This is a genomic window from Duganella sp. Root336D2, assembly GCF_001425005.1.
Lineage (GTDB): Bacteria > Pseudomonadota > Gammaproteobacteria > Burkholderiales > Burkholderiaceae_D > Rugamonas.
Genome location: NZ_LMDB01000012.1, coordinates 844,379 through 870,970, shown reverse-complemented (window position 1 = coordinate 870,970; position 26,592 = coordinate 844,379). Strand labels below are relative to the sequence as shown.

Genomic DNA, 26,592 nt, shown 5'->3' with positions numbered 1-26,592 from the left:
CAACCATGGTCACCCCCTCCGATTTGATGAACGCCCGCATTCTGGTAGTCGACGACCACCCGAACAATGTGCAATTGCTGGTGACGGTACTGCAGCAGGCCGGCTACCGAGAGATCGACAGCACCACCGACCCGCTGCAGGGTTTCGAAATGTTCCGCCGCCAGCGCCATGATCTGGTCCTGCTGGACCTGAACATGCCCGTGATGGACGGTTTCACCATGCTGGAACGCATGAAAGCCTTGGCGCCGGACGATTACCCACCGGTGCTGGCCATTACCGCCGCCCACGACTTCAAGCTGCGCGCACTGTCCGCCGGCGCACGCGACTTCATCGGCAAGCCCTACGATTTTGCGGAACTGCTGCAGCGCGTGCACCACTTGCTGGAAGTGCGGCTGCTGCTGCAGGGGACAAGGGCCCGAAGCCTGCACCTGGCCAGCCACGACAGCATTACCGGACTGCCCAACCGCGAAGCGTTTACGCGCCAGCTGGAACAGGCCGTGTGCAGCAACGAAGCCGGTGCCCTGCTGCTGGTCGGGATGGAGGGCTTCACCCGCATCAACGATGTATTGGGCTACGAAATGGGCGACGCAGTGCTGGGACAACTGGTGCAGCGGCTGCAGGCTTGGGCACCGCCTGGCACCAGCCTTGGCCGTATGGGCGCGGACGAATTCGCCATGCTGCTGCCCGCTGGCGTCGCCGCGCCGGCCCTCGCCGCGGGCGAGGTGCGCCGCGCCTGTTGCCTGCCCGTCGCCCTGCAGGACAGCGACGTCGTGCTGGACGCCAGGGTGGGCGTCGCCCTGTATCCGCAGGACGGCAGCGATGCTTCGAGCCTGCTGCTGCATGCCGGCACGGCGCTGCAGTTTGCCCGGCGCCAGAGCAGCCAGCCAGTGTGCTGCTATACCGACACCATTGCCAGCGAAGCCCAGCACGGCCTCGCATTGTCGGCAGCCTTGCGCCGCGCCTGTGAACAGGGCGAGTTCGAGTTGCACTATCAGCCCAAGGTCGATCTCAGTAGCGGCCGTATTGCCGGCGCAGAAGCATTGCTGCGCTGGCGCCGCCCCGGCCACGGCCTGGTGTCGCCTGCCGAATTCGTGCCATTGCTCGAGGAGAGTGGCCTGATCGTCCAGGTCGGCGCCTGGATCATCGACGAAGCCTGCCTGCTGGCGGCGCGCTGGACACAGCTGGCACCGGGCCTGAATATCGCAGTCAACGTGGCCAGCCGCCAGTTTGCCGACCCTCAGTTCCAGCATTCAGTCGAACAGGCAATGGCCCGTCACGGCGTGCAGCCCGGCATGCTGGGCCTGGAGGTCACCGAGAGCGCCCTGATGGACGACACTGCGCGCACCGCAGGCGTGCTGGCCGCACTGCGCCAGGTGGGCGTCAAAGTGGCGATCGACGACTTCGGCACCGGCCATTCCAGCCTGGCCTACCTGAAGCATTTCCCGGTCGATACGCTGAAGATCGACAAGTCCTTCATCGACGGTATTGCCAGGGACCCGGGCGATGCCGCCCTGGTCGACGGGATCCTTGGCATGGCACGCAACCTCGGCCTTCAAGTCGTGGCCGAAGGCGTGGAAACCGAATCGCAACTGGCCTGCCTGCTGCGACGCCGTTGCGACCAGATCCAGGGTTATTACTTTTCCCGCCCGCTCCCGGCGGCACAGTTCGAAGCCTTGCTGCGCGAGGGCCGGCAACTGGCGCCAGCGCAGGGTATCCCGGCGCCGGTCCAGCCCACCGTGCTGCTGATCGACGACGAGCCAATGGTGCTGGCTGCATTGGAACGCCTGCTGCGCCAGGACCAGTACCGCATCCTGTCGGCCTCCAGCGCCGCGCAGGCGCTGGACCTGCTGGCGCAAAATCCGGTACACCTGGTGCTGTGCGACCAGCGCATGGACGGCATGAGCGGCACCGAGCTTCTGGACCGCATCAAGGACCTGTACCCAGCCACCTTGCGCATCATCCTTTCCGGCCAGACCGAACTGGCCACGGTCATGGAGAGCGTCAACCGCGGTGCCCTGTACCGTTTCTACACCAAGCCATGGGATAACCAGGTACTGCGCGATAACATCCGCGCCGCCATGCGTCATTACTGGCAAGCCCACGGTTTGGCCGCATAAGGGGCCGTCATGCGCACGCTGCTATTGAGCCTGTACCTGGCCGCCGCCGCTGTGCTGGCCGAAGAACCCATCAAGCCAGTGCCTGCTGCGCAGGTGCCGAATCCGGGTCGCGTCGCGCTGGGTCGCCTGTTGTTCAACGAGCGCCGTTTATCCGGCAATGGTCGCCTGTCGTGCGCAACTTGCCACCAGTTGGCGCACGCCGGGGCCGATGGCCTGGCACGCGCCACGGGACTGGACGGCAAGCCGCTACCGCACAACACACCCACCATCCTGAATGCCGCGCTTAATTTCCGCCAGGGTTGGAATGGCGCCGCCGCCACGCTGGAACAGCAAGTCGCCCGTGTGGTGGAAAACCCGCAGGAGATGGGCGCAAGCTGGCCAGCTGTCGTGCGCGCCATTGCGGCCGACCCGGCTTACCGGCGCAGTTTCAACAGCCTGTACCGCGAGGGGGTGACGGCAGCCACTATCCAGGATGCGATGGCAAGTTATCAGCGCACCCTGTTGACACCCGGTTCCCGCTTCGACCGCTATTTGCTGGGCGACAAGACGGCTCTGAACGAAGACGAGCTGGCAGGCTACCAGCGTTTCAAACGCGCCGGCTGCGCCACTTGCCACCAGGGCAGCAACGCCGGCGGCAATATGTACCAGCTGTTCGGCGTGATGGCCGAGCTGCTGCCCGCCACCGCACGCCAGCGCAACGGCATCGGCCAGCGCTTCAAAGTGCCGGGCCTGCGCAATGTGGCGCGCACCGCGCCCTATTTCCACGACGGTTCGGTCGCCACGCTGGAGGATGCAATCGACCAGATGTTCCTGTTCCAGCTTGGCCGCACTGCCAGTGCCGAAGACCGCAAGCTGATCGCAGCTTTCCTGCGCACGCTCGATGCCGCGCCTCGGAGCCTGCCATGAGCCGCTATTCGCGGGCGCTGCCGTTGCCGTTGTTGCTGGTGGCGTTGGCACTCACTTCTGCCCTGCTGTTCTTTTACCTCCGCAGCAGCGACTACCATCCAGCCGACCATTTCTCTGATGTCGCGACCCTGCGCCAACTGCGGGAAGTCGACGAAAATTGGGACGAAGCCATGATGAAGTTGCGTATCGGGATGCTGCGCAACTACGACAGCCTGTCCCCCACTGCGGCGCAGGCGACAGCCCTGCCGCGCCAGCTCGACACGCTAACCAGTGTCCACTCAGCGTCGGAGGTGCCCGGCCTGCTCCAAGCCATTGCTGGCTATCGCTTGGCCCTGAACAGCAAACTACGCCTCATCGAGGCATTCAAGACCCACCATGCAGTGCTGCGCAGCTCGTTGAGCTTCCTGCCCCAGGCAGCCTGCGACCTCGCGCCCCTGCTGCCGGCAACCGCCGAAGCGGCCGTGCAACAGATATTGATCCCCACCCTGGTCTACGGTGAAGGCAACAGCGAAGACGAATTGCCGGACGTAGCGCACGCCCTCGAAGTACTTCAGGCAATGCGCCCTCGTATGGAACCAGTGGCAGCACAGCGCCTTGATATCTTCACGGCTCATGCCCGCGCCGTGCTGCGCGAAGCCTACCAGGTCGGACTCATGATGCAGCGCTTCGACGCCGTCTCTACCGCCCCGCACCTGGAGCGCATCGAATCGCTCCTGAACACCCACCAGCAAATAGCCGCGCGCCAGGCGCAACTGCATCGCCAGCTTTTGCTGCTATTTGCAGCCGCGCTGACAGGCCTGCTACTTTACGCCGCCTGGCGCCTGATACACAGCCACACGATCATTGGCCGTTTCAACCGCCAACTACAGCACGCCAATGACCAGCTCGAAATACGCGTCGCAGCGCGCACGGCGGAACTGGAAAGTGCGAACGTCCGCCTGCAGGCGGAAATAGCCGAACGCTGTGCGTTGGAAGGCCGCCTGGTTCATTCCGAAAAATTGGCCTCGCTCGGCCAGCTTGCCGCTGGCGTCGCGCATGAGATCAACAACCCTTTAGGCTTCCTCTCATCCAACTTCGGCATGCTGGATGAATATTTGCGCAAGCTATTCGACATGCTGGACAGCTATGAAGCCGCCGAACGCGCAGGTTTCGCACCGCAATCTACGCGAAGTTTGGTGGCCCGGCGCGCCGAGCTGCAACTCGACTTCCTTCGCCAGGATATCCCGCTCCTGATGGAGCAATCGCACGACGGCATGAGCCGAGTCAGCAAAATCGTGCAATCGTTGAAGGACTTTTCGCGCGCCGGTCCACGCAACGATTGGCAGTGGGCCGACCTGCATCAAGGTATCGACTCCACCCTGCACATCATCGCCAGCGACTTGCGCAAGGTGGCCGAGGTACGCAAGGAATACGGCAGGCTGCCGCAGGTCGAATGCCGCCAGTCGGAGTTGAACCAGGTTTTCCTTAACCTGCTGGTCAATGCCGGTCACGCCATCGGCTCCGGGCGCGGTGTCATCACCATTCGCTCTGGCCATGATGAAGAGGAAGCATGGGTGGAAATAGCAGACGATGGCTGCGGCATCGCGCCCGACGTACTGCCGCGTATCTTCGACCCTTTCTACACCACCAAAGCAGTCGGCAAAGGTACGGGGCTGGGACTTTCGGTGTCGCATAATATTGTCCGCAACCACGGCGGCCACATCGATGTGCAAACCGCGCCGGGTTGCGGCACGACTTTCCGCGTGGTGCTGCCGGTAAAACAAAGCGCTCCGTGCGAATTTGATGCCTGCCTTAACCCGGGTTAATTACGCAGCCCGCTCGCCTCGCTAAGCTGTCTTCTTTCAAGGAGGAAGACATGACACTGCAAGCCAACGCACGCCTGATCGAACGCTATTTCGAAGAAGTCTGGAACCAGGGCAAAGTCGATGTGCTCGACGAGCTGCTGACCAGCGATTACCGTAACCACAGCCCCGGCCTGCCCGATCCGCAGCCCGGCCCCGACGGCCTGAAACCCATCGTGCTCATGATGCGCCAAGGGATTCCGGACCTGCACTACAGCATCGAAGACCTGGTGCTGGCGCCTGACCGCGTCGCTGTTTACGTTCATATGACCGGCACCCAGAGCGGCAGCTTTTTCGGCATCGAACCAACCGGCAAGGCCATCGACGTGCGGCAGATGCAGATCGAATGGATCCGCGACGGCCGCATTTGCCAGCACTGGCGCATCACCGAGGACTTGAAGCTGATGCGCCAGCTCGGTGTCGTCCTATAATCGACTGCATGGAACCTCTGATGCTGGTGCGCGCGCTGCACCGCCTGGAACAGGCTACGGGCCTGCAACTGCCTGAAGTGGAAACGCTGGCCGCGTCCGTGCGGCTGGTGCAATTGCGCGAGCGCGAATTTGCCTTCCACCAGGGCGACCATTGCCCCAGGCTGTTTGGCGTGCGCTCAGGCTTGCTCAAACAGTTCTACACAACGCCTGACGGCAAGGAATGGATCAAGAGCTTCACGGCGGAGGATGAACTGTTTGCCTGCCCGCTCGGCTTCCAGCCCGGAGGCCGCACCAGCTTTGGCACCGCGGCGCTGGAAGCGAGCGTGGTGGAGGCGCTTGATTGGCGCCTGGTCGATGACCTCGGGGAGCGCCACCTGGCATGGCAAAAGGCCATCCGCTTCGGCTTCCAGGCCTTGTCCGGATTGAAGATGGTGCGCGAACGCGACCTGCTGATGTACACGCCGGAACAGATGTACCAGCACTTGCTCGACAGCCGCCCCGGGCTGGTGCAGCGCGTGCCGCAAAAGGAATTGGCTGCCTACCTGGGCGTTACGCCCGTCGGCCTGAACCGGATTGCGCGCCGGCTCGCATAAAACGGTATCGGACTTTACAGCCCGGCTGCGCGGACCACGCGCAACTCCATCTCCAATTCACTGGGCACGGCGGCGTGGCCGATGCGGGCCGGCAAGAAGCGCACTTGCCGCAGTGCCGCCAGCAGCTTTTCCTCATCGTCCTCGTTGCCATCGACACCGACAATTTTTGCGCGCACGACTTCGCCCAGCGCATTGATCCAGAAACGCACGGTGATATAACCACCTTTGGTGCCCGGCAGTTCGAGCAATTCGCCACGCGTCAGTCCATCGGCCACCGCTGGCGGAGTGGTCAACTCATGTAACTGGAAAAACTGGGGAGGTGTCTCCGATTGCTCCGGCACGGCCGGCGGCTCGGGAGTGGAATGGGGCGCGGGAGAAAGCGCCGCAGGGGGCGGCAGGACTGGTTCGGGAAGTGTTGCGGGTTCGGCAGGCGCTGCTGCCGGCTCAGGCAGCAACGCAACCGTCAGGACAACGGGTGCAGGCTGTGGCAACGCCTTTGGGGCGCTGCCATGCTGGCGAACACCAAGCAGCAGGGCCAGGTGCACCAGCACCGTCAGGGCCAAGGCGCCGGCCTTGCCCCACGGTGCACGCCGCATCTTACCTGCCCAACTCACGCCACTGCAGGCGCGTAGTCGTGACCCCGCCGCCGTTTCCGCCGCCACCTTGGGTCGGCTTTTTCAAGCCGATGGTTTTTGGACGCTTGCCATCGGCAGTAACGGCAACGACCACTGGCTTGCCGCTTGGCAGCAGGCTCACTGTCATACCAACGATCGGCGAGGTCAGCCTGGTGCCCAGCGAGGTATTTCCAGCAGGTTTGCCGCCGCTCGTCGTGAACTGGTACATCCAGCTGAAGCCACCCGGCTGGCAGGCCGAAGCCGAAGGCACCACAGTCGGTACGACAAATGTATCTTCGAACACTTGCGGATCGACGGCAACGCGCTCGCCCGCGCCAGGCAGTTCAAAGTACCAGCCAACGGTGCTCGTTCCACCCGCGTCTGAGATGTCGCGGCTGGTGTCGGAGCTGCTCATGGTGCGCCTTGAGAACGCATCCAGCGACAGCGTCGTTGTACTTTGCAGGTCATCCTTGAACGCGCCGACGATTTGCGAAGTCACCGAAGCAGAAGGCACAACCAGGTCGCTCGTACCCAGGAAGCGGCCGGTTCCGAAGTACACCGTCACGCTGTCCGGTGTGCCCGTCAGGTCCGGTGCGGCCATGATTGGCCGGCTGCTGTCCAGCGCCAGAATTTTCGTAGCGGTGCCGGCCGTCAGGTTGAAGCGCCACATATTACCCAGCAGGTCGCCGCCCCATGCTGCAACTCCCGTGTTGCTGATGTTGAAATCGGGCGCAGCAATATTCAGGCGGGCCAGCCCGCTTGGATTTTCCTTGGTACCGGCTGTAGTGGCAATATCAATGACGTGTGCTTTCATACTTGCGTCACCCAGGTCCAGCAAGAACACGTGGCCCTTGCCGTCGCCGTCGTACCTGCCACCTTCGGCAACATTGTTGTAGCCGGAAGTCAGCACCGCCATCCATTTGTTATTGACCTTGGTGACATGGGCCGGACCAAAGCTATAGCCGAGATTTGGATTGTCTGCAGCCGTGTACGTCCACAATGCCCGTGGGTTCGCAGGATCGGTGATATCCAGCGCGTAATAACCACGACCGCCCTTGCCCATGGCACCGATCAGGATAGTTTTCCAGTCATTTCCAATCTTAACGTCGGAGACAGTAAGCGCGCCGTCCAGGAAGAAACGGTGGCGATCGGCATAATCGTTGTGTGCCAATTGCCAAAGGTCCGGCAGCACCATTGGCGGAATGTAGGCCCAGCGCTCGTCGCCGGTTTGCGCATCAAAGGCATGCAGCATGCCGTCATTGGCAGCGGCATAAACCGTACGGGAACGAGCAGCCTTGGCGGTGACAAATGCGTCGTAGCCGCCATCCTGGAACTTGAACGGGGGAGCCCCGACGTGTACCGGCTGGGAGTGAACGAAATCGCCCAGCAGCTTGTCGCGCTCACGGTACAGGCGCTTGTTTTCCCGGTCCACCGTCACCATCGGGTCATGCCCGCGCAGGAAGCGCACCAGCGTATCGGCATTCGCGGCGTTCTTTTGCTCGGTACTCCACGAATTGAATTGGCTCAGCGATTGCTGGACAGTCGCATTGAAGTAGGCTTTCTGGGCATCCGGCAAATCAGTGGTCGTGAAGGGCACCAGGTTATTGTTGGCGTCGGAAGTCCAGATGGTGCGGGTGTCAGTGCCATCGGCTGCCACCTTGAGGCGCAACCTCACCGCAGCCTGCCAGCGCGGATCACCGATAACATCGCCCGTTGTAGTGTCCATTCTATAGGCGCTCAATTCGCCATCCCACGCCTGGGTGCGATAGTTCGCGATAAAGATGTTGTCATCACCCGGCGTCGGCTGCAGGTTACTGGTAGCGGCGGAGGCGCCGCTACCATCGGACTGGCCAATGCTCCCCAAAGCCTGGTGCAGGCTATCCTGCAACGCAGCCGGATCCTTGGCACTGAAATAAGTACCTCGGCCGCTGACGGCAGCGTGCCACAAGTCGTCGATGGTTTCCGCGGTGTTTTCCCTCGGCGCTGGCCAATTCCTTGTGCCCTGCAGGATATTGTAGTATTCACCCGCCTTGGCCGTCTTGTAATCCTTACGGAAAGGCAGCGTGCCGTCAACGCCCAATCCCAGGGTGAACGTGGTCATGTGCTGGTGGTTAGCCACGTCGCCAATATTCGCCGCACCACCCGCGCTCGGGACGATGTTCTCCATATCAGGACGCAGGTCATTGTTGTAATAGTAGAAGGCAACGTCGGCCAGCGAAACCACGTCGGCAGGTACGCCGCGCGAACCAGCCTGGTACGGAGCATACGATGGCCGCGGCGCCTTGGTGATATCGCCGTCCTGGTCCTGCATCACGGTGTCCCGCGCATCGTTAATATGCAAAGGGTCATTGCCGTTCCAATAACCGTCCGTTGCCAGGATCGCAAAGTTGCGCTGGCACGCCGCCTGGATCGGATCAGGTCCATTCGGGAAGGCTGCGTTCTTGCCAAACTTAAACAAACGACCGACCTCGTTCAACGCGGCACGCAAAGGCGTGCTGGTGTCCGGGTTGAGTTTGTACAACTCAGTGTAGAACGACTGCTTATGCGTGCCTTCAAAAGCCTCGATCGGGACCGTGATGGTGGAGTTATCGATGGTCATCAAGCCCATGCGGGCATGGAAATAGTTGCCGTCAGTCCGGTCTACCGTGACATCCTTTGGCGTGCCGCGCACATCCTTGAATGCCAGGCCGATCGATGACTTCGCCATTTGCGAACGGGTCCGGTACCACGCGTACCAGGTCGCAAAATTGCTGATCTCTTCTTCAAAATTACAGCTGGTGGCGGCAGTACAATCGGTACGCGTCGCAGCCTTCGGGTAGCTGTTACGGGACGGGACAATATCAACCCGCTCCCATTGGCTGTAGTTGACCCTGGCATGGGTGTTGTCGCGGTTCGCCTGGCAATTGCTGCCGGCGCTGTCACACCACCTCACTGTCACGTTGTAATAGTACGGTGCGCCAGTCGCGAGCCGTGGCGAATCGTACCTGTCGTTCGGGTAGGAATAGTTGCCTCCGTCAATTGCGCTGACGCAGGTCGACGAGGTGGATGACCGGCACCAGACGCGGTCAGGGAAATTGGCTGTGACGCTGCCGATCGTGGCCAGGTTAACGGTGTCGTTCGGCAGCTTCTTCGGGCAGCCAAAAGCGCGTCCGCACGGGTCGTCCATTGACGTCTGCTCATAAGTGTATTCAACCCGCTGTTGGCCGAAACCGTCGCTCGGAATCCCGGACCATGGCGAGCCATAGGCCGTCCGGTGCGAGCCAGTGGCGTCACCCACGCGCGAACCGTCCGGGTTGACCGGCCATTCATAACGCACGGCAGGGTTATAGTAGATCTTGTTGAAAGCGCTGGCCGCATAGGGCGGGTCGCCTTGATTGCAAACAGCGTTGATGCTGCCGTCCGTGTCGCGGCAGTACTTCTCCCAGGTATTGCCGGACTTCATGCGAACATAGTCCGGCATATAGCTCCAAAGCATGCTGCCGGAGTTGTCCAGGTCGAGCATGATGTTTGGCAGCAGCACCGCAGTGGTGGAGTTTGCCAGCGGCTTGTCGGCCAGGTCGGTGGTGGCAGCGCGCGACAAGGCGGCTCCCAACACGCTGCCGGTCAACAGTGCCGCCAGCATCAATTGTTTAAAGAGTGGCCTCATTGATAGGTCTCGCATTTATTGTGAAATAACTGCCTGCACGAAGCTGACATTGGAACGTGGGCCGACCACCCGCACAGTAATGCGGTACATTGCAAGCGTGCCGTTGGCAGTGGTACCCGGCAGAGGCTGGTAAGTCAGCATGGGACGCAGAATGCCGATACTGTTGGTCGTCTCCTGGCCCGACGCTGGCACAGTCGCGCACTTGGCCGGATCGAATTCGCCTGCCACATCGCACATGCGGTGGATCACGTAAGACACCTGGTTGCCTGCGGCATCGACTGCCAGCTGGGCCACGCTCGATGCATCGCTCCAGTCCAGGTCGTCGGTCGCATCAGCAGTATCATTCCCTGTCAGGTCAAGCGCAGCCTGGCTGCTTGCCCAGTAGCCGAATGCGCCGGCGTCCTGCTCCAGTTCGGTCGGACGTCCCTTAACCCAGCCCATGGCGGCCTCCACACCGGCGTCGGCGCTGATGGCAGCGCTTTGCTTGAACGCCAGGTTGCCCGCGATCAGGGATGAGGTGTCGACCGAACGCATCATGGCCAGCCCGGCCAGGGTCATGGCCACCAGCACAATCAGCGCCATGACCAGCGCGACACCTTGTTGCCGGCGGCGCCAGCCTGCTTTCACTACCGATTTCATATGTGCCCCCAGATCACGTTACGCAGCGGGATGACCGTTTCAAACACCCGATAGCGATAGCAGCCCCAATCGTTGGGATAATTTGCAGTGCTGATGGCACCCCAGCTGGTCGCGAGCGAGGTGGTTGCCGAGCAGTTTGCACCGGTGGCCGGACGCTCATATTGGCCCGAGCGCGTGACCAGCGCCAGGCGAATTGCCTTGATGCGCCGCCAGTCGTTCGGCCCCGGATTGGTCCAGCCGGCGTCCGCTGGATTGACCCAAGCGCTGATTGCATCAGTACTGATTGCCGCAGAAACGCCATATTGGGCCTGCATGTCGACGACATCCGTCATCACCAGCTCGTTGACCGCCGCCGGGTTCTGCGAGTTATCGCTACGCTGCAGTTCACGCGATGCGCTGTTGACGGAATAGACCTTGCGGAAGATCGGGCCGCCGTTGGCCGGCTTGAAACAGGACACGGTGGAATTGGCTTCGTAAACCGGCCAGGTATTAGTGGTGTAGAACTCCGGCGCCGGGTTGTATTCACCATTCGCGTCAGCAGTGTGCTGTAGCTTGGCCGCTTGTTCCTGTACCTCGGTGATTTTCATCACGGTACAGTTACCACCCGTCGGTGCCGCCACCAGGGCGAGGTCGCCGTCCATGCAGGCCGAAGCGGAAGCAACATCCAGTTCGGCCGATGGACTCTGCATCCTCCTGCGCAGGACGGTTGTACCGGAAGGCAAACCCGATGCCACGTTTGGATCGGCAAAGTATTGAATCGTCAAAGTATCCGGATTGCTGCCACCATCCGTGATCAACACAGGTGCAAAGTTGATACCGCCCAGTGGGCCGTTCGTGCCGCCGCACGTGGCACTTCCATTGCAATAGGCATGGATAGTGGTACAACCAGGGTAGGTGGTATTAGTGGCAGTCATGCCCCACCCCGCCGCCTTGGCATCGCGCTCCAGCATGTACAGCGCGATACCGCCGTTGGCCTGGGCATCCGCAGTTCCGGTGGTAGCACGCTTGCGCGCTTCATTATTGGTAAATGCCTGCGCCACAATCACTGTGCCCAGCAAGCCGATGACCAGGCCGACCATGACCTCGATCAGCGTGAAGCCTTTTTGTGAGTCGTACATAATTGTCCTCAACCGTTGATCTGGGCCACGGCCTGGTAGCTATGGGCCCTGCTCTCGCCGGGAAGCTGCCAGTTGATAGTGACTGTCACCTGGCGGCCTGCGACCACTACCGTACGCTTGCCGTTCGGCAGGGTGGCCACCGCCTGGTTAGTGACTGCATAGCTATCCAGACCGGTGCCGGCGCTACGCGCCCACATGTCACCCAACATCTGGTTGGCCAGGAAACTGGCCTCCAGGCGATATTTGGAATCGGTCACCTGGCGTGTCGCCGAGGCCTGCATCCACAGGAAGGCCAGAATGCCGAACGAGAAGATCAGGATGGACGCCAGCGCTTCGAGCAATACGATGCCATCCTGGCGGCCAGGTTTTTTTAACTTGCGAATCATGGGATTGCTCCTTAAGAACAGCCTTGGGGCGTGCCGCCCAGCCTGGTGTCGGGGTCACACATGCGAACTTGACCGCCCTGCCCAATAGTCACCACATAACGGCGCGCGCTATTGGACTGGGCATTGGTGACGTCAATCCGGACGATCTCGGTACCGGCGGCGGCAGGAGCCCGGCCAAAGCTGTCGAACGTGACAGATGCGGGCTGGTCGAGGCCTGCGCCAGCTGTCAGCACGGTGGCGAACGTGGTGGCCGTGAGCGGTTTCGACAGTGCGGCCTTGCTGATGCCAACCCGCGCATTACTACCGCCCTCATCGGGCGAGCGCTCTTGCAGCGAGGTGGAACAGATAGCCGCGTTCGCACAGCCAACTGTCCAAGCCACTTTGCCCTCCGCGTCGGTCAGCTTGAAGCGAACCGGCGTATTGCGCCGCAGGGCTTCCGCGCGCGCCAGTTGCAGGCCGTTCAGCAGGGATTCCGCGGCAGTGCGGTTCTGCGCATCCTGGATCATGCGGGCAAAACTCGGCACTGCGAGTGCCAACAGCACGCCGAGCACGCTGATGGCGACCATCAGCTCGATCAGGGTCACACCACGTTGCTTACGCATCAGCAGCGCCCGCCCTTGCCAATCACCCAGCAGGTGTTCGAGGTACCCCAGCCGCTTGGCGAGGCAAATGTCTTTTTGACATTCGCCTCGTTCAACTCATAGGTAAAGCCGGTCATGGTGCCGATTCCTTCGGCCTTCAAGCCGTAGCTCATGCCGTTGGCGGCTACGTTGCAGGTGAAGGTGAAATCGGGATTGGTAGGCGGCGCAGCTGGGGCGCCGGCTGCGCAGGCACCGGCGTAAGTGCGGTTATCCTGGAAGAACTGCTCCAGTTTGATGCGCATGTCCGACAGGCCGTTGGTCGCCTGGGGAATGTGGCCACGGATGATGTAGTCTTTATACATTGGCAATGCCACTGCCGCCAGGATCGCAACGATAGCGACCGTGACCATGACTTCAATCAGGGTAAAACCGCTGCTGCGAGGCTTGAGTATTTGATTCACAAGGGTTCCTTTACCAGCAATATTAGTCTTGCCGAAAAATAATTTGACGGAAGTTTAACTGCATTTGGGAAAGAAGTCTCGCACAATTCGTTGCTACGAAGCATCATTAGAGCGGTCTATCTAGGTATAGAGGTGACTGTCGCCCGCCAGCCACGTGGGGTAAAATGCAACGTTTTACCGCGCGCGGCGCGGCGTCCCGACCGAAATTCCGAAAAATGACCACCCTCCCCTCCGAAATCAATCCCGACGCCGTCAAGAACAGCCCGGCCGAAAAGGTCACGCCGATGATGCAGCAATATTTACGCATCAAGGCCGACTACCCGAACATGCTGGTGTTCTACCGCATGGGCGACTTTTACGAACTGTTCTTCGACGATGCCGAAAAGGCGTCGCGCGTGCTGGGCATTACGCTGACGGCGCGCGGCAGCCAGAACGGCGTGCCGATCAAGATGGCGGGCGTGCCTTTCCATTCGCTGGATGGCTACCTGGCCAAGCTGGTCAAGGTCGGCGAGTCGTGTGCGATTGCGGAGCAGATCGGCGACCCGGCGCTGGCCAAGGGGCCGGTCGAGCGCAAGGTGGTGCGCGTGGTCACTCCGGGCACCCTGACCGATTCGGACCTGCTGCCGGAAAAATCGGAGCGCCCGCTGCTGGCCATGACCATGATCAGCAACCGCAAGGTGGTCACCTGCGGCCTGGCCTGGCTGTCGCTGGCGTCCGGCGCGCTGCGCCTGATGGAATTCTCCGGCGACCAGCGCAGCGTCAACACGCGCCTGGGGCAGGAATTGGAACGCATTGCGCCGGCTGAAATCCTGCGCGGCGATGATGCCGACATGTTCGACGAAGTCACCTTCTGCCACGTCAACAACGTGCCGGCCTGGCACTTCGACGTGGTGCACGGACACAAGGCGCTGCTGGACCAGTTGGCTGTCGCCACCCTGACCGGCTTCGGCGCCGAAGGCCTGGGCGCGGCGTTCGGCGCGGCCGGTGCCCTGCTGCGTTATGCGCAATCGACCCAGGGCCGCGGCCTGCAGCACGTCAAGAGCCTGTCCTGCGAAGCGGAAAACGAATACATCGGCCTGGACGCCGCCACGCGCCGCAACCTGGAACTGACGGAAACCATCCGCGGCCAGGAATCCCCTACCCTGTTCTCGCTGCTGGACCACTGCCGCACCGCCATGGGTTCGCGCCTGCTGCGCCACTGGCTGCACCACGCCAAGCGCGACCAGTCGGTGGCCCGTTCCCGCCACGATGCCATCGCCGCGCTGATGCAGCACGACACTACCGGCTCGCTGGCCTACCACCTGGCGCAAGTGCCCGACATCGAACGCATCACCACCCGCGTGGCGCTGCTGTCGGCCCGCCCGCGCGACCTGTCGGCCCTGCGCGACGGCCTGCAGCAACTGCCCAAGCTGCAGCACGCCATGCAGCGCGCCCTCAGCCACGACAATGCGCAAGGCCTGCTGGCCAAGCTGCACTTCGGCCTGAACGAGCCGCAGGAATGCGTCGGCCTGCTGGTGCGCGCCATCATGCCGGAACCGGCCACCATGGTGCGCGACGGCGGCGTGATCGCCCGCGGCTACGATGCGGAACTGGATGAACTGCGCGGCCTGTCCGAAAACGCCGGCCAGTTCCTGGTCGACCTGGAGACCCGCGAACGCGAACGCACCGGCATCGCCAACCTGCGCGTGGAATACAACCGCGTGCACGGCTTCTACATCGAAGTCACCAACGGCCAGGCCGACAAGGTGCCGGAAGACTATCGCCGCCGCCAGACGCTGAAGAACTGCGAACGCTACATCACGCCGGAGCTGAAGGCCTTCGAAGACAAGGCCCTGTCGGCCCAGGACCGCGCCCTGGCGCGCGAGAAGATGCTGTACGACGAGCTGCTGGCCGCACTGGCGCCTTTCATCGGCCCGCTGCAAGCCATCGCGCAGGCCCTGGCGCAAGTGGACACCCTGTGCTCGCTGGCCGAACACGCGCTGCGCAACAACTGGTGCGCGCCGGACCTGGTGGCCGAGCCCTGCATCAATATCGTGGAGGGCCGCCATCCGGTGGTGGAAAACCAGATCGAGCGCTTCATCGCCAACGACTGCAAATTCATGGCCGAGCGCCGCCTGCTGCTGATCACCGGCCCGAACATGGGCGGTAAATCGACCTTCATGCGCCAGGTAGCCCTGATCACCCTGCTGGCCTATGTGGGCAGCTACGTACCGGCCGCCAGCGCCACCATTGGCCCGATCGACCGCGTATTCACCCGTATCGGCGCCACCGACGACCTGGCCGGCGGCCGTTCCACCTTCATGGTGGAGATGACGGAGGCTGCCACCATCCTGAACGGCGCCACCGAGCATTCGCTGGTGCTGATGGATGAAATCGGGCGCGGCACCTCGACCTTCGACGGCCTGGCGCTGGCGTGGGCGATTGCCCGCCACCTGATCGAAACCAGCCGCAGCTTCACGCTGTTCGCTACGCACTACTTCGAACTGACCCAGTTGCCGGAAGCGCATCCAACTGCCGCCAACGTGCACCTGTCTGCGGTGGAGCACAAGGATTCCATCGTCTTCCTGCACGCGGTGCAGAATGGCCCGGCCTCGCAAAGCTACGGCTTGCAGGTGGCGCAGCTGGCAGGCGTTCCGCAGCCGGTGATCAAGGCAGCCCGCAAGCACCTGGCGCGCCTGGAAGCGCAGGCGCTGGACGCAACGCCGCAATTGGACCTGTTCGCAGCGCCGGTGGCCGACGCCAATGACGACGAGGCGCCATCGGCCGCCCCGGTCGCCGATCCGCGCGCCGAGGAGCTGCTGGCGGCACTGGGCGATATCGATCCGGACGCGATGACTCCGCGCGAAGCGCTGGACCGGCTGTACCAGCTCAAACGCCTGGCGCAGGCATGAAACGGCGGCTCGCCTTCGGCGCGCTGGCCATGGCGGCCACGCTGGCCGGCGCCATGCTCGCCGCGCCGCCCGCCCTGGCTCGCAGCGACAAGGCCGTGCCGCGCAAGGGCGAATTCAGTTTTGCCCTGCTCGGCCACAACTTCCCCAAAGGTGAAGGCGATGCCGAATTCCGCCGCATGCTGGCGGAAGCGAGCCGCAACGAACCGGCCTTCCTTATCGCCAACGGCATCAAGTCGCCGAGCGAGCCATGCACGGACAGCCTGTACCAGGAACGGCGCGACCTGATGAACAGCGCCGAACGCCCGCTGGTGCTGCTGCCGGCCGGCGGCGACTGGACCGAATGCCGCAACTCCAACGGCAAATCGAACGCCATCGAACGCCTCAACCGCATTCGCGAACTGTTCTTCCTTGCGCCGGATACGCTGGGCAAGGTCAAGCTGCCGCTGAACCGCCAGTCAGGCATCGCCAAGTTCCGCGACTACGCCGAGAACACCTACTGGGAATACGAGAACGTCCTGTTCGTCACGCTCAACGTGCCGGCCAGGAACAACCACTACCTGACCGAAGCTGGCCGCAACAGCGAATATGAAGATCGCATGGTGGCCAACCGCGGCTGGCTGCACCGCGCCTTCCTGCACGCCAAGCGCAAGAACATCGCCGGCATCGTGCTGGTGATGGATGGCGACATCGGCGCCCATGTGGAGCAAGGATTCTTTGCCCGCCTGGCGCAAAAACGCGACGGTTTTACCGAGATCCGGCGCATCGTGCGCTCGCAGGCCGACAAATACCCGGGGCAGTTGCTGCTGGTGGATAACCGCAAGCAGGGCAAGGCCGCTCCCGTCATTGAATGGAACAAGAACGTCGGCCACCTGGCGCTGGGCGCCGAATGGACTGCGCTGCGCGTGATACCAGGCAGCGCCTCGCTCTTCGTCCTGGGCAGCGAGTGATATAAAAAAGCCCCGCAGTGCGGGGCTTGGGATCTTAGTGGATCGGGTGGGTGCGGAAGTGATCGCCTTCCTCGCCTTCCTCGCCATCGTCACCTTCCTCATCGCCGTCGTGGTGGTGATGGCCATGCGGGCCATGCACGTGCTCATGGGCGATTTCTTCTTCGGTGGCGGCGCGCACGTCGACCACTTTCAGTTCGAAGCGCAAGGCCATGCCGGCCAGCGGATGGTTGCCGTCCAGGACCACTTTGTCTTCGGCGATTTCGGTCACGGTGAAAATCATCGCGTCGTCGTCTTCGCCGCCTTCAGGCAGGCCTTCGAACTGCATGCCGATTTCCAGCGGCTCCGGCAGGCGCGCACGTTCTTCCACTTTCAGCAGGTTCGGGTCGTAATCGCCAAAGGCGTCTTCCGGTTCAATCTGGAGCGTGGTGGCGTAGCCGTTTTCCTTGCCGTCCAGTTCTTCTTCGATTTTTGGCAGGGTGTTCTCGTAGCCACCGTGCAGGTAGACCATAGGCTGGCGACCGTCTTCGATCAGATTGTTCTGTGCGTCGGACAGTTTGTACTCCACCGTCACAACGGTATTCTTGGCGATCTTCATTGAGCTTCCTTTCTTTTCTAAGCTGGAGGGGATTATACCGCTTGCTATAATCGCGCCATGAAAAAACTCACTCTCCTGGGCGATATCACGCCCGAACAATTCCTGCGCGATTACTGGCACAAGAAGCCGCTGCTGATCCGCCAGGCCATCCCCGGCTTCAAGCCGCTGCTGCCTTTCGACAAGCTGGCCGAACTGGCCACCAAGGACTACGTCGAAAGCCGCCTGGTCACCAAGACCACGGAAGGCAGCTGGGACATGCAGCACGGCCCGCTCAAAGAACTGCCTGCGCGCAAGCAGCGCGAGTGGACCATGCTGGTACAAGGCGTCAACCTGCAGGACGACAATGCCGATGCGCTGTTGCGCCAGTTCCGCTTCCTGCCCGATGCGCGCCGGGACGACCTGATGGTGAGCTTTGCCACCGATGGCGGCGGCGTCGGCCCGCACTTCGACTCCTATGACGTGTTCCTGCTGCAGGCCGAAGGCCAGCGCCGCTGGAAAATCGGCGCGCAAAAGGACCTGACCCTGATCGAAGGCCTGCCGCTGAAGATCCTGAAGAAATTCAAGGCCACCGAGGAATTCGTGCTGGAGCCGGGCGACATGCTCTACCTGCCGCCGCATTACGCCCACGACGGCGAAGCAATCGGCGATTGCCAGACTTATTCGATCGGTTTCCGCTCGCCGTCTTACCAGGAACTGGGCGAGGCCTTCCTGCAATTCATGGCCGATTCGATCGACCTGCCCGGCCGTTATGCCGATCCCGAACTGGAGCCGACCAGTAAGCCGGCTGAAATTCCCAAAGCCATGCTGGGTAAATTGGCCGACGAACTGAATAAGGTCAGCTTTACTGAAGACGATTTCGCGATTTTCCTCGGTGAATACCTGTCCGAGCCAAAGCATAATGTCTTCTTCCAGCCGCTGGAAAAACCGCTAACTGCCGGCAAATTCCAGCAATCGGCAGAGAAAAATGGGGTTTCCCTCTCGCGCAAGACGCAAATGCTGTATCGCGGCAAGAATGTCTTCATCAATGGCGAATCCTTCGCCATGAACAAGGCTGATAAGGCGACGCTGGAAACCCTGGCCAACACCCGCGGCCTGAATGGCGCGACGGTGGCAGGTGCGTCCGAAGACGTATTGGAAGCCCTCTTCGCCTGGTATGCGGACGGCTGGCTGGAACTGAACAAATAATCGGAGATAGTATGGAGAAGCAGCTTTTTGACAGCCGTACCGAATTCCAGGCCCTGCTCTTGGACTGCATCTCCCAAGCCCGCCTGACACTGCAGATGTTCGACCCGGACTACGCCTGGTGGCAGCTGGGACACTCCAGGACGGATGCCCTGCTGCGCCAGTTCCTGCAGCACAAAGGGCGCATCCAGCTGGTCGCCCACAGCAATGCCCACCTGGAGCGCAATGAGCCGCGCTTCCTCAAGCTGCTGGAGGACTTCGGCCACCAGGTCGAGTGCCGCCTGACCAGCCGCAGCATCAACACCCTGACCGACTCCTTCCTGGTTGCCGACGGCATCCACATCGTGCGTCGCTTCCATTCCGATCATTTCCGTGGGGAAGCAGATTTTGATGCTCCAACGTCAACCCAAACCAGTTTGGAGCGTTATGAAGCTATCTGGGCTGAAACACAGCCGGGCCTGAGACCAGGAACGACTGGATTGTGAGCCGGAAAAATGTAAAATGCTGCGGTTCGAGGTAAGACGGTAATCGCTGCAGTTGCAAGCAGTTCGACGCGGGAAAAAAATATTGCGTTTTCGCAAAATAGTTGTGTAAACCGCTTGAATTGCTATTGCGACGCAGCAGAAAACGCTATAATATCCGGTGTGTTTCCGTGTCTGGTCGACCTTTTTCTGAAGGTTGGAAGGGCCGACGAAACGCCGTACGAGCGATAATTACCGGTAATTATTCATCGCAACATTGTTTAATTTTTGTTGTTATTTAAGGAAAACAAATGAAAAAATCCCTGCTGATCGCCTCCCTGCTGGCTGTTGCTCTGGCTGCTTGCTCCAAAAAAGAAGAAGCTCCTGCTGCTCCAGTAGCTACCCCAGAAGCAGCTGCTCCAGCAGCTGCTCCAGCAGTTGACGCAGCTGCTCCAGCTGCTGCTCCAGCCGCTGACGCTGCTGCTGCTGCCGCTTCCGCTGCTACCGACGCTGCTGCTGCTGCTTCCGCAGCTGCTTCGGCTGCTTCGGCTGCTGCTTCGGCTGCTTCCGCTGCTGCTAAGTAATTCCCCGCAGGGAAAAGAAACCAGCCTTCGGGCTGGTTTTTTTTTGCCTGAAAAATGGGGACGTACCCCATTTAAATTTGTTCATCGCGAATCACCGGAAATCCCAACAATTGCCGACGTCAGAGGAATAGGCGGGTCTGACCCTTGGGTCGGACCCTGGTTTATCGGGTTTGGATTTTCTCCCGGCAATGGAAACTCAATAGGGAGAGACGAGTCCGACCGAGGCAATCCTGCACTCAGCGTTTTTTGCCGGTTTGGCATCTCTTCCGATTTTTAAAGCAAACCCGGTAAATCGGGGTCAGACCCAAGGGTCTGACCCGTCTGCGCTACCGCTACTGATCATTTAAATGGGGTACGTCCCCATTTTTCACCCCGAATTGCAAGCAATAAAAAAGCCGGCTTGCGCCGGCTTTTCTTATTTGAAGACTGCCCCTTATTTCAACTGCTCTTGCAGCAGGGTCAGGATCTTTTGGCCAACTGGAGACGTTTCCGGCTTATTCTGGTTATTCCACACCGAAACCTGGGTGGTATTAACCGAATCGGAACGGACCGAGATGCGGTAGCGCTGTGCTTCCTTCTCTTTATCCGAAGCGCCGAAACTGAACAGCTTGCTGAACCAGCCACGGGTATCGGTCGCATCGTTCACGAAGCGCACGAAGTACACGCCCTGCACGCGGTCACGGTCTTCCACGGTGAAGCCGGCACGGTCCAGTGCCAGGCCGACGCGGCGCCAGGTGCGCTCGAAGCCTTCATCGGTCTTGATGTAGGCATCGGCACCCTCGCCCACCATGGTGGCGTGCTGGGCCTGCACCGCTGCATTGTCGACCGAAGTGCGCGCCGTCGCCTCATCGGTGGTGCCGCCAAGCTTGGTCATCAGCTTGGCCAGGAAGATCGCTTCCAGGTTCGGGTCGCTATTGCGGTTGGTCCACATGGTCGACTCGTTCTGCGTGCCGGTCACCACTTCCTTGGTGCCGCGGTGGCTGATGTAGACCTCGGTACCGCCGGCTGGATTGCGCTCCAGGCGGGTACGGTACTTGTCACGCTCGCCGCTTGAGTACAGGCCGTCGAACACCTTGCCGATCGTATTGCGGATGAAGTCCTGCGGGATCTTGGCGCGGTTTTCATTCCATTCGGTTTCCATCACGCCGGCCGTGGCATCATCCACCGCCAGGGTGAAGCCCGATTCTTCCCAGAAGGACTTCAGCTGCGGCCACAGGTTTTCCGGGGTCTGCTGCACCACCAGCCAGCGCTGGTTGCCGGAGCGCTCGACGCGCACTGCGCTATTGCCGGTGCTCGCCACTTCATTGCTGCTGGCGGGCGCCGCACCCGGGGTGGTGCCGCGGGCCGCCTGGTAGCCGGAGGCGGTCGCCACGCCGCGGTCATTGCTTGGCAGCGAGTAGCGGTTGTCCTTCGACAGCTGGGTCAGGTCCGGCGGCACGTCCAGCGTGCTGGCCTTCTTGGCCGATTTGTAATCCACCTTGGTCTCGCCCACTACGGACTGCACCATGCCGCAACCGGTCAGGCTCAGCATCAGGGCGCCAACGACGATCCCGCGCTGCGGGGTCTGGGAAACGATCTTGCGAATAGTCATGTGAAAAAGAAGATTAGTTCAGCACACCGGATTCACGCAGGGCTGCGCGGACGGTCTCGTGATACTGCTCTGCCAGCGGAACCAGCGGCAAGCGGATACCTTTCGGCATCTTGCCCATTTCCGCCAGCGCCCACTTGACCGGCACCGGGTTCGGTTCAATGAACAGGTGCTGGTGCAGCGGGAGCAGTTGGTTGTTGATGGCAGTTGCCTTGGCAACATCGCCAGCCATCGCGGCTTCGCACATTTCGTGCATCTGGCGCGGCGCCACATTGGCCGTCACCGAGATATTGCCCTTGCCGCCGGCCATCATCAGCGCGATGGCAGTCGGATCGTCGCCGGAGTACACGGCGAAATCGGAAGGCGCGCGGCGCAGCAGGTCGTAGCCGCGGGCGATATTGCCGGTCGCGTCCTTGACACCGATGATGTTCTTGATCTGGGCCAGGCGCAGGATGGTGTCGTTGCTCATGTCGGCAACCGTGCGGCCCGGCACGTTGTACAGGATGACCGGCATGTCCACCGCTTCGGCGATCGCCTTGAAGTGCTGGTACATCCCTTCCTGGGTTGGGCGGTTGTAGTAGGGAACCACTTGCAGCGAGGCGTCGGCGCCGGCGCTCTTGGCAAAGCGGGTCAGTTCAATGGCTTCCACGGTGGAATTGCCGCCGGAGCCGGCGATCACCGGGATGCGGCCGGCAACGCGTTCCACCGTCGCCTTGATCAGTGCACAGTGCTCGGCCACGTTGACAGTGGCCGATTCGCCGGTGGTGCCGACGATGACGATGGCGTCCGTACCTTCGGCGATATGCCAGTCGATCAGCGCGTTCAGGCCTGGATAATCCAGGGTGCCGTCGGCATGCATCGGGGTTACGATTGCTACAATGCTACCCTTAATCATAGGAAACCAATTGCAATAAGAATTAAAACGACGATTGTAGAGCATACCCTGCACCCGTGGTGCATTTTGGTCGCTCAAAATGACGGCAACAGCGCCGCCTCCCTTGGAAACTCTCCTTTGACGGCGCAAATCCTCTGCACCATGGCCGGTTTCGGCGTATTAACGACGCCATCCTCGAATGCGATGACACGCAGCCCATGCATTCTAGCCAATTCCAGCAATTCTCCCGGCTGCAACAAAAAGGCCGGATTGGATGGTTTGCCGAAGGCGGCGTTGCCGTCGGCGAAGGTTTCATAAATCAGCATGCCGTTCGGCGCCAGGCTGCCCAGCATGTCCGCCAGCAAGGGGCGATGCAGGTAGTTGGTGACGACGATGCCGGCAAAGCGCGCCGGACCGAAGGGCCAGCAGGCGCCCTCCTCTTCCAGGTCGATCTGGCTGGTGACAATACCGGCGCCGGCAGCCGCAGCCAGCGCGTCGGCGTCGCGGTCCACCGCTACCACGGCATGGCCCAGCGCGACCAGGTGGCGCGAATGGCGCCCGCTGCCGCAAGCCAGGTCCAGCACTTCCCCGTTTGGTACCAGCGGGGCAAAACGTTCCACCCAGGCCGAGGGTGGGGTCAAAACATCAGCCATAACTCATTCCCATTGCTTCGCGCACATCGCGCATGGTTTCCTGCGCCAGCCTGCGCGCTGCTTCATTACCATCCGCCACGATGGCGCGCACCAGGGACGGGTCGTCCAGGTAAGGTTGCGCGCGCTCGTGCATCGGCTCCTGCTCCTTGACGATGGCGTCAATCACCGGCTGCTTGCACTCGATGCAGCCGATGCCGGCCGACCTGCAACCCTTCTGCACCCATTCCTGGGTCGGGCCGTCCGAATACACCACGTGGAATTGCCAGACCGGGCAGCGTTCCGGTTCGCCGGCATCGGTGCGGCGCACGCGCGCCGGGTCGGTCGGCATGGTGCGTACCTTCCTGGTGACCGATTCCTTGTCTTCGCGCAGGGCAATCGCGTTGCCGTAGCTCTTCGACATTTTGCGGCCATCGAGGCCCGGCAGGCGCGAGGCCTCGGTCAGCCTGGCTTGCGGCTCGACCAGGATCAGCTTGCGTGCACCTTCCAGGTAGCCGAACAGGCGCTCGCGGTCGATCATCGACAGGTTCTGCGCATCATCCAGCATGGCCTTGGCCTGCTCCAGTGCAGCATCGTCGCCTTCCTGCTGGTAGGCGGTGCGCAGTTCGTGATACAGCCTGGCGCGTTTGCTGCCCAGCTTCTTGACGGCATCCTGCGCCTTTTCCTCGAAGCCCTTCTCTTTGCCGTACAGGTGGTTAAAGCGGCGCGCGATCTCGCGCATCATTTCCACATGCGGCACCTGGTCGTCGCCCACCGGCACTTCGCTGGCGCGGTAAATCAGTACGTCGGCCGCCTGCAGCAGCGGGTAGCCGAGGAAGCCGTAGGTCTGCAGGTCCTTGTTGGCCAGGTTGTCGATCTGGTCCTTGTAGGTCGGCACCCGTTCCAGCCAGCCCAGCGGGGTGGCCATCGACAGCAGCAGGTGCAGCTCGGCGTGCTCCGGGATTTTCGACTGGATGAACAGCGTGGCCTGGGTTGGGTCGATGCCGGCCGCCAGCCAGTCCACCAGCATGTCCCAGGTCGATTTCTCGATGATGGACGGGTCGTCGTAATGCGTGGTCAGCGCGTGCCAGTCGGCCACGAAGAACAGGCAAGGCTGCTCGGACTGCATCCTGATCCAGTTCTTCAGGGCGCCGTGGTAGTGGCCAAGGTGCATGCTGCCCGTCGGGCGCATGCCGGAGACGACGCGGTCAGGGTACATGGTGTCAGCTCAGGAATGGTCGGAATGGCAGTTCGATCAGGGTCATCACAATCCCCACCAGAGCACCGACCATGGCGCGGAATGGACCAGTGTTCAGCAGCAGGATAATGCCGATGAAGATGAACGGTCCCAGGCGCTCGATGCTGGCGAATTTGTGCGCAAGCTCGCGAGGCAGCAATGAGGTCACAATACGGCCGCCATCCAGCGGTGGGATAGGGATCAGGTTAAAGGCGCACATGACGGCATTGGCAATCACACCGGCCCGGCACACTTCAATGAAGAAGCGCTCCGTCACGCCAAAATTGATCATCAACACCAGCAACAGCATCCACCCCAGTCCCATCGCAAAATTTGCGGCCGGGCCGGCGGCGGCCACAAAGCCCATCTGCTTCTTCGGATTGCGCAGGCGGTTGAAATCGACCGGCACCGGCTTGGCGTAACCGAATGCCATGTTCAATGGCGACAGCAACAGAAGAATCGGCAAAATGATAGTGCCGAACAAGTCGATATGCCGCATTGGGTTTGGGCTCAGGCGACCCAGCTTTTCAGCGGTGTTGTCGCCAAAATAGCGGGCAACGTAACCGTGCGCAGCTTCGTGTAGGGAAATCGCAAAAAGGACGGGAATCGCGTAGACCGCAATGTTGCGGATAACCTGGTCAAAATCGTTCATAACTGGGATTCTATCAGAGGGCTTCGACCGCCCCGCCGGGTGCCTGTTGCGCGGGCGGTGCGATGAATAAAGGGGTCAAAGGCCGAGGGCGGCGGGGTCGCCGCGGCCGGCGCGGACCAGTTCCGGCTCGTCGCCGGTCAGGTCCACCACGGTGGTGGGTTCAAGGCTGCAGGCGCCGCCGTCGATCACCAGGTCGACCTGCTTGCACAGGCGCTCCAGCACGATGTCGGGATCGGTCAACGGCTCTTCGTCGCCCGGCAGGATCAGGGTGGTGCCGAGCAGCGGCTGGCCCAGTTCGGCCATCAGCATTTCAGTGATCGGGTTTTGCGGCACGCGCAGGCCGATGGTTTTGCGCGAAGGGTGCGACAGGCGGCGCGGCACGCAGCGCGTCGCTTCCAGGATGAAGGTGTACGGCCCCGGCGTAGTCGCTTTCAGCAGGCGGAATTGCTTGTTGTCGACCCGGGCGTAGACGCCGATTTCACTAAGGTCGCGGCACAGCAGCGTCAGATGGTGCTTCTCGTCGATGCCACGGATGCGGCGCAGCTTCTCCACCGCCGCCTTGTCGTCCAGGTGACACACCAGCGCATAGCAGGAATCGGTCGGCAGCGCGACAATGCCGCCGCCATGAATGATCTGCGCCGCCTGCTTGATCAGCCGAAGCTGCGGATTGTCCGGGTGTACCTGGAAGAATTGGGTCATGTTTTAACGTAGCTGTTGCAAGGCTGCGATGCGTTCTTCAATCGGAGGATGGCTGGAGAACAGCGCCGCCCAGCCACTCGGCGAGGTGATGCCGGATGCCGCCATCCCTTGCGGCAGTTCGCCCGGATGCACGCCGCCAAGGCGCGCCAGGGCATGCTGCATCGGCACCGTGGAGCCCAGCAAGCGCGCCGAGCCCGCGTCGGCGCGGAATTCACGCTGGCGCGAGAACCAGGCAACAATCATCGAGGCAATCAGGCCAAACAGCAGTTCGCATACGAAGACGGTGACCATGTAGCCAATGCCCGGGCCACGGCGCTCCTCATCCTTGTTCAGCATACCATCGACCACCGAACCGACGATACGGGCCAGGAACACCACGAAGGTATTCACCACGCCCTGGATCAGGGTCAACGTCACCATGTCGCCGTTGGCGATGTGCGCCACCTCGTGGCCCAGCACAGCCTCGACCTCTTCCTTGTTCATCGACTGCAGCAAGCCGCTCGACACCGCCACCAGCGCATCGTTCTTGAAAGCGCCCGTCGCGAAAGCATTGGCGTCGCCCTCGTACACTGCGACTTCCGGACGGCCGATACCAGCCTTGTCGGCCAGCGCGTGCACCGTGCCAACCAGCCACTGCTCGGTCGAATTCTGCGGCTGCTCGATCACGCGCGCTCCGGTCGACCACTTGGCCATCGGCTTGGACATCAGCAGCGAAATGATGGAGCCGGTAAAGCCGACTACCACGGAAAACGCCAGCAAGCCGCCCATGCTCGTCCCCGAGCCAGGCCGTCCGATACCCAGAAGGGACAGGACAATCGAGAGCACCACGACAACCGCCAGGTTGGTGGCAATGAACAGGATGATGCGTTTCATAGAGCGGCCTCCGGTCAGCTTTACCGAACGTTAATCTATGGCCGGCA

General features: G+C 61.6%; 25 protein-coding genes. 10 read left to right on the top strand and 15 right to left on the bottom strand.

All coding sequences use genetic code 11. The features are described 5' to 3' along the window. Positions 1 to 5: 5 nt before the first annotated feature. Genes ASD07_RS14145 through ASD07_RS14125 form a run of 5 tightly spaced genes read left to right on the top strand, consistent with a single transcriptional unit; the run spans position 6 to position 5,888 of the window. Positions 6 to 2,117 carry an EAL domain-containing protein gene (locus ASD07_RS14145; protein ID WP_055931083.1) on the top strand — a complete coding sequence of 704 codons (2,112 nt, stop codon included), beginning with the start codon at positions 6 to 8 and terminating at the stop codon, positions 2,115 to 2,117. Positions 2,118 to 2,126: 9 nt separating this feature from the next. Continuing rightward, the gene (locus tag ASD07_RS14140) at positions 2,127 to 3,023 is read left to right on the top strand and encodes a cytochrome-c peroxidase (protein ID WP_055931080.1); all 897 of its coding nucleotides are present in this window, start codon (positions 2,127 to 2,129) and stop codon (positions 3,021 to 3,023) included. Beyond that, positions 3,020 to 4,828, top strand: a complete 1,809-nt coding sequence (locus ASD07_RS31695) for a DAHL domain-containing protein (RefSeq protein WP_082507304.1) — start codon at positions 3,020 to 3,022, stop codon at positions 4,826 to 4,828. Before ASD07_RS14140 ends, ASD07_RS31695 begins: the two co-directional genes overlap by 4 nt. A gap of 50 nt (positions 4,829 to 4,878) precedes the next feature. After that, positions 4,879 to 5,295, top strand: a complete 417-nt coding sequence (locus ASD07_RS14130) for an ester cyclase (protein WP_055931078.1) — start codon at positions 4,879 to 4,881, stop codon at positions 5,293 to 5,295. An 8-nt stretch (positions 5,296 to 5,303) separates the two neighbouring features. Then, positions 5,304 to 5,888: a Crp/Fnr family transcriptional regulator gene (locus ASD07_RS14125; protein ID WP_156397992.1), complete on the top strand. Its 585-nt coding sequence runs from the start codon at positions 5,304 to 5,306 to the stop codon at positions 5,886 to 5,888. 14 nt (positions 5,889 to 5,902) lie between these two features. Here ASD07_RS14125 and ASD07_RS14120 read toward each other — a convergent pair whose 3' ends face one another. Genes ASD07_RS14120 through ASD07_RS14090 form a run of 7 tightly spaced genes read right to left on the bottom strand, consistent with a single transcriptional unit; the run spans position 5,903 to position 13,333 of the window. Then, positions 5,903 to 6,484 (bottom strand): energy transducer TonB, encoded by a 582-nt coding sequence (locus ASD07_RS14120; RefSeq protein ID WP_055931072.1) that lies wholly within the window; start codon positions 6,482 to 6,484, stop codon positions 5,903 to 5,905. A gap of 1 nt (position 6,485) precedes the next feature. Further along, positions 6,486 to 10,148 (bottom strand): pilus assembly protein, encoded by a 3,663-nt coding sequence (locus ASD07_RS14115; RefSeq protein ID WP_156397991.1) that lies wholly within the window; start codon positions 10,146 to 10,148, stop codon positions 6,486 to 6,488. A 15-nt stretch (positions 10,149 to 10,163) separates the two neighbouring features. After that, a complete protein-coding gene (locus ASD07_RS14110; protein ID WP_057245468.1) occupies positions 10,164 to 10,787 on the bottom strand; it encodes a PilX N-terminal domain-containing pilus assembly protein in 624 nt (207 codons plus the stop codon). Next, positions 10,784 to 11,905, bottom strand: coding sequence for a PilW family protein (locus ASD07_RS14105; RefSeq protein ID WP_055931062.1), 1,122 nt, complete (start codon positions 11,903 to 11,905; stop codon positions 10,784 to 10,786). Before ASD07_RS14105 ends, ASD07_RS14110 begins: the two co-directional genes overlap by 4 nt. A gap of 8 nt (positions 11,906 to 11,913) precedes the next feature. Next, positions 11,914 to 12,291, bottom strand: a complete 378-nt coding sequence (locus ASD07_RS14100) for a hypothetical protein (protein ID WP_055931059.1) — start codon at positions 12,289 to 12,291, stop codon at positions 11,914 to 11,916. Positions 12,292 to 12,302: 11 nt separating this feature from the next. Further along, positions 12,303 to 12,893: a GspH/FimT family pseudopilin gene (locus ASD07_RS14095; RefSeq protein WP_055931056.1), complete on the bottom strand. Its 591-nt coding sequence runs from the start codon at positions 12,891 to 12,893 to the stop codon at positions 12,303 to 12,305. Beyond that, entirely contained in the window at positions 12,893 to 13,333 is a 441-nt protein-coding gene (locus ASD07_RS14090) for a type IV pilin protein (protein WP_304438631.1), read from the bottom strand. Before ASD07_RS14090 ends, ASD07_RS14095 begins: the two co-directional genes overlap by 1 nt. Before the next feature lie 215 nt (positions 13,334 to 13,548). Here ASD07_RS14090 and mutS point away from each other — a divergent pair, with 215 nt between their 5' ends. Continuing rightward, positions 13,549 to 16,224: a DNA mismatch repair protein MutS gene (mutS, locus tag ASD07_RS14085; RefSeq protein WP_055931050.1), complete on the top strand. Its 2,676-nt coding sequence runs from the start codon at positions 13,549 to 13,551 to the stop codon at positions 16,222 to 16,224. Then, positions 16,221 to 17,171: a hypothetical protein gene (locus ASD07_RS14080; protein WP_055931048.1), complete on the top strand. Its 951-nt coding sequence runs from the start codon at positions 16,221 to 16,223 to the stop codon at positions 17,169 to 17,171. The genes mutS and ASD07_RS14080 overlap by 4 nt, the downstream gene beginning before the upstream one ends. A gap of 34 nt (positions 17,172 to 17,205) precedes the next feature. Here ASD07_RS14080 and ASD07_RS14075 read toward each other — a convergent pair whose 3' ends face one another. Then, on the bottom strand, positions 17,206 to 17,766 hold the full coding sequence (locus tag ASD07_RS14075; RefSeq protein WP_055931045.1) for a peptidylprolyl isomerase: 561 nt from the start codon (positions 17,764 to 17,766) through the stop codon (positions 17,206 to 17,208). A gap of 57 nt (positions 17,767 to 17,823) precedes the next feature. On the opposite strand from ASD07_RS14075, the gene ASD07_RS14070 reads away from it, so the two are divergent. The 3 genes from ASD07_RS14070 to ASD07_RS30150 all read left to right on the top strand — a co-directional run bounded on the left by ASD07_RS14070 (position 17,824) and on the right by ASD07_RS30150 (position 19,993). Then, entirely contained in the window at positions 17,824 to 18,951 is a 1,128-nt protein-coding gene (locus ASD07_RS14070) for a cupin domain-containing protein (RefSeq protein WP_055931042.1), read from the top strand. 11 nt (positions 18,952 to 18,962) lie between these two features. Next, the gene (locus tag ASD07_RS14065) at positions 18,963 to 19,433 is read left to right on the top strand and encodes a hypothetical protein (protein ID WP_055931039.1); all 471 of its coding nucleotides are present in this window, start codon (positions 18,963 to 18,965) and stop codon (positions 19,431 to 19,433) included. Positions 19,434 to 19,720: 287 nt separating this feature from the next. Next, complete coding sequence (locus tag ASD07_RS30150) at positions 19,721 to 19,993, top strand: hypothetical protein (protein WP_082507302.1); 273 nt, start codon at positions 19,721 to 19,723, stop codon at positions 19,991 to 19,993. Between the two features lie 433 nt (positions 19,994 to 20,426). Here the strand turns inward: ASD07_RS30150 and bamC are convergent, their stop codons facing one another. From bamC to htpX, 7 genes are all read right to left on the bottom strand, one after another. Further along, entirely contained in the window at positions 20,427 to 21,584 is a 1,158-nt protein-coding gene (bamC, locus tag ASD07_RS14060; RefSeq protein ID WP_055931036.1) for an outer membrane protein assembly factor BamC, read from the bottom strand. Positions 21,585 to 21,597: 13 nt separating this feature from the next. Then, the gene (dapA, locus tag ASD07_RS14055; RefSeq protein WP_055931033.1) at positions 21,598 to 22,476 is read right to left on the bottom strand and encodes a 4-hydroxy-tetrahydrodipicolinate synthase; all 879 of its coding nucleotides are present in this window, start codon (positions 22,474 to 22,476) and stop codon (positions 21,598 to 21,600) included. A 74-nt stretch (positions 22,477 to 22,550) separates the two neighbouring features. After that, a complete protein-coding gene (locus tag ASD07_RS14050; protein WP_055931030.1) occupies positions 22,551 to 23,108 on the bottom strand; it encodes a bifunctional 2-polyprenyl-6-hydroxyphenol methylase/3-demethylubiquinol 3-O-methyltransferase UbiG in 558 nt (185 codons plus the stop codon). Then, positions 23,101 to 24,303 (bottom strand): tryptophan--tRNA ligase, encoded by a 1,203-nt coding sequence (locus ASD07_RS14045; RefSeq protein WP_055931028.1) that lies wholly within the window; start codon positions 24,301 to 24,303, stop codon positions 23,101 to 23,103. The genes ASD07_RS14050 and ASD07_RS14045 overlap by 8 nt, the downstream gene beginning before the upstream one ends. A 4-nt stretch (positions 24,304 to 24,307) precedes the next feature. Then, positions 24,308 to 24,973 (bottom strand): site-2 protease family protein, encoded by a 666-nt coding sequence (locus ASD07_RS14040; RefSeq protein WP_055931025.1) that lies wholly within the window; start codon positions 24,971 to 24,973, stop codon positions 24,308 to 24,310. Positions 24,974 to 25,048: 75 nt separating this feature from the next. Beyond that, on the bottom strand, positions 25,049 to 25,672 hold the full coding sequence (locus ASD07_RS14035) for an L-threonylcarbamoyladenylate synthase (protein WP_055931022.1): 624 nt from the start codon (positions 25,670 to 25,672) through the stop codon (positions 25,049 to 25,051). A gap of 3 nt (positions 25,673 to 25,675) precedes the next feature. Continuing rightward, positions 25,676 to 26,545: a protease HtpX gene (htpX, locus tag ASD07_RS14030; RefSeq protein WP_055931020.1), complete on the bottom strand. Its 870-nt coding sequence runs from the start codon at positions 26,543 to 26,545 to the stop codon at positions 25,676 to 25,678. Between the last annotated feature and the right edge of the window lie 47 nt (positions 26,546 to 26,592).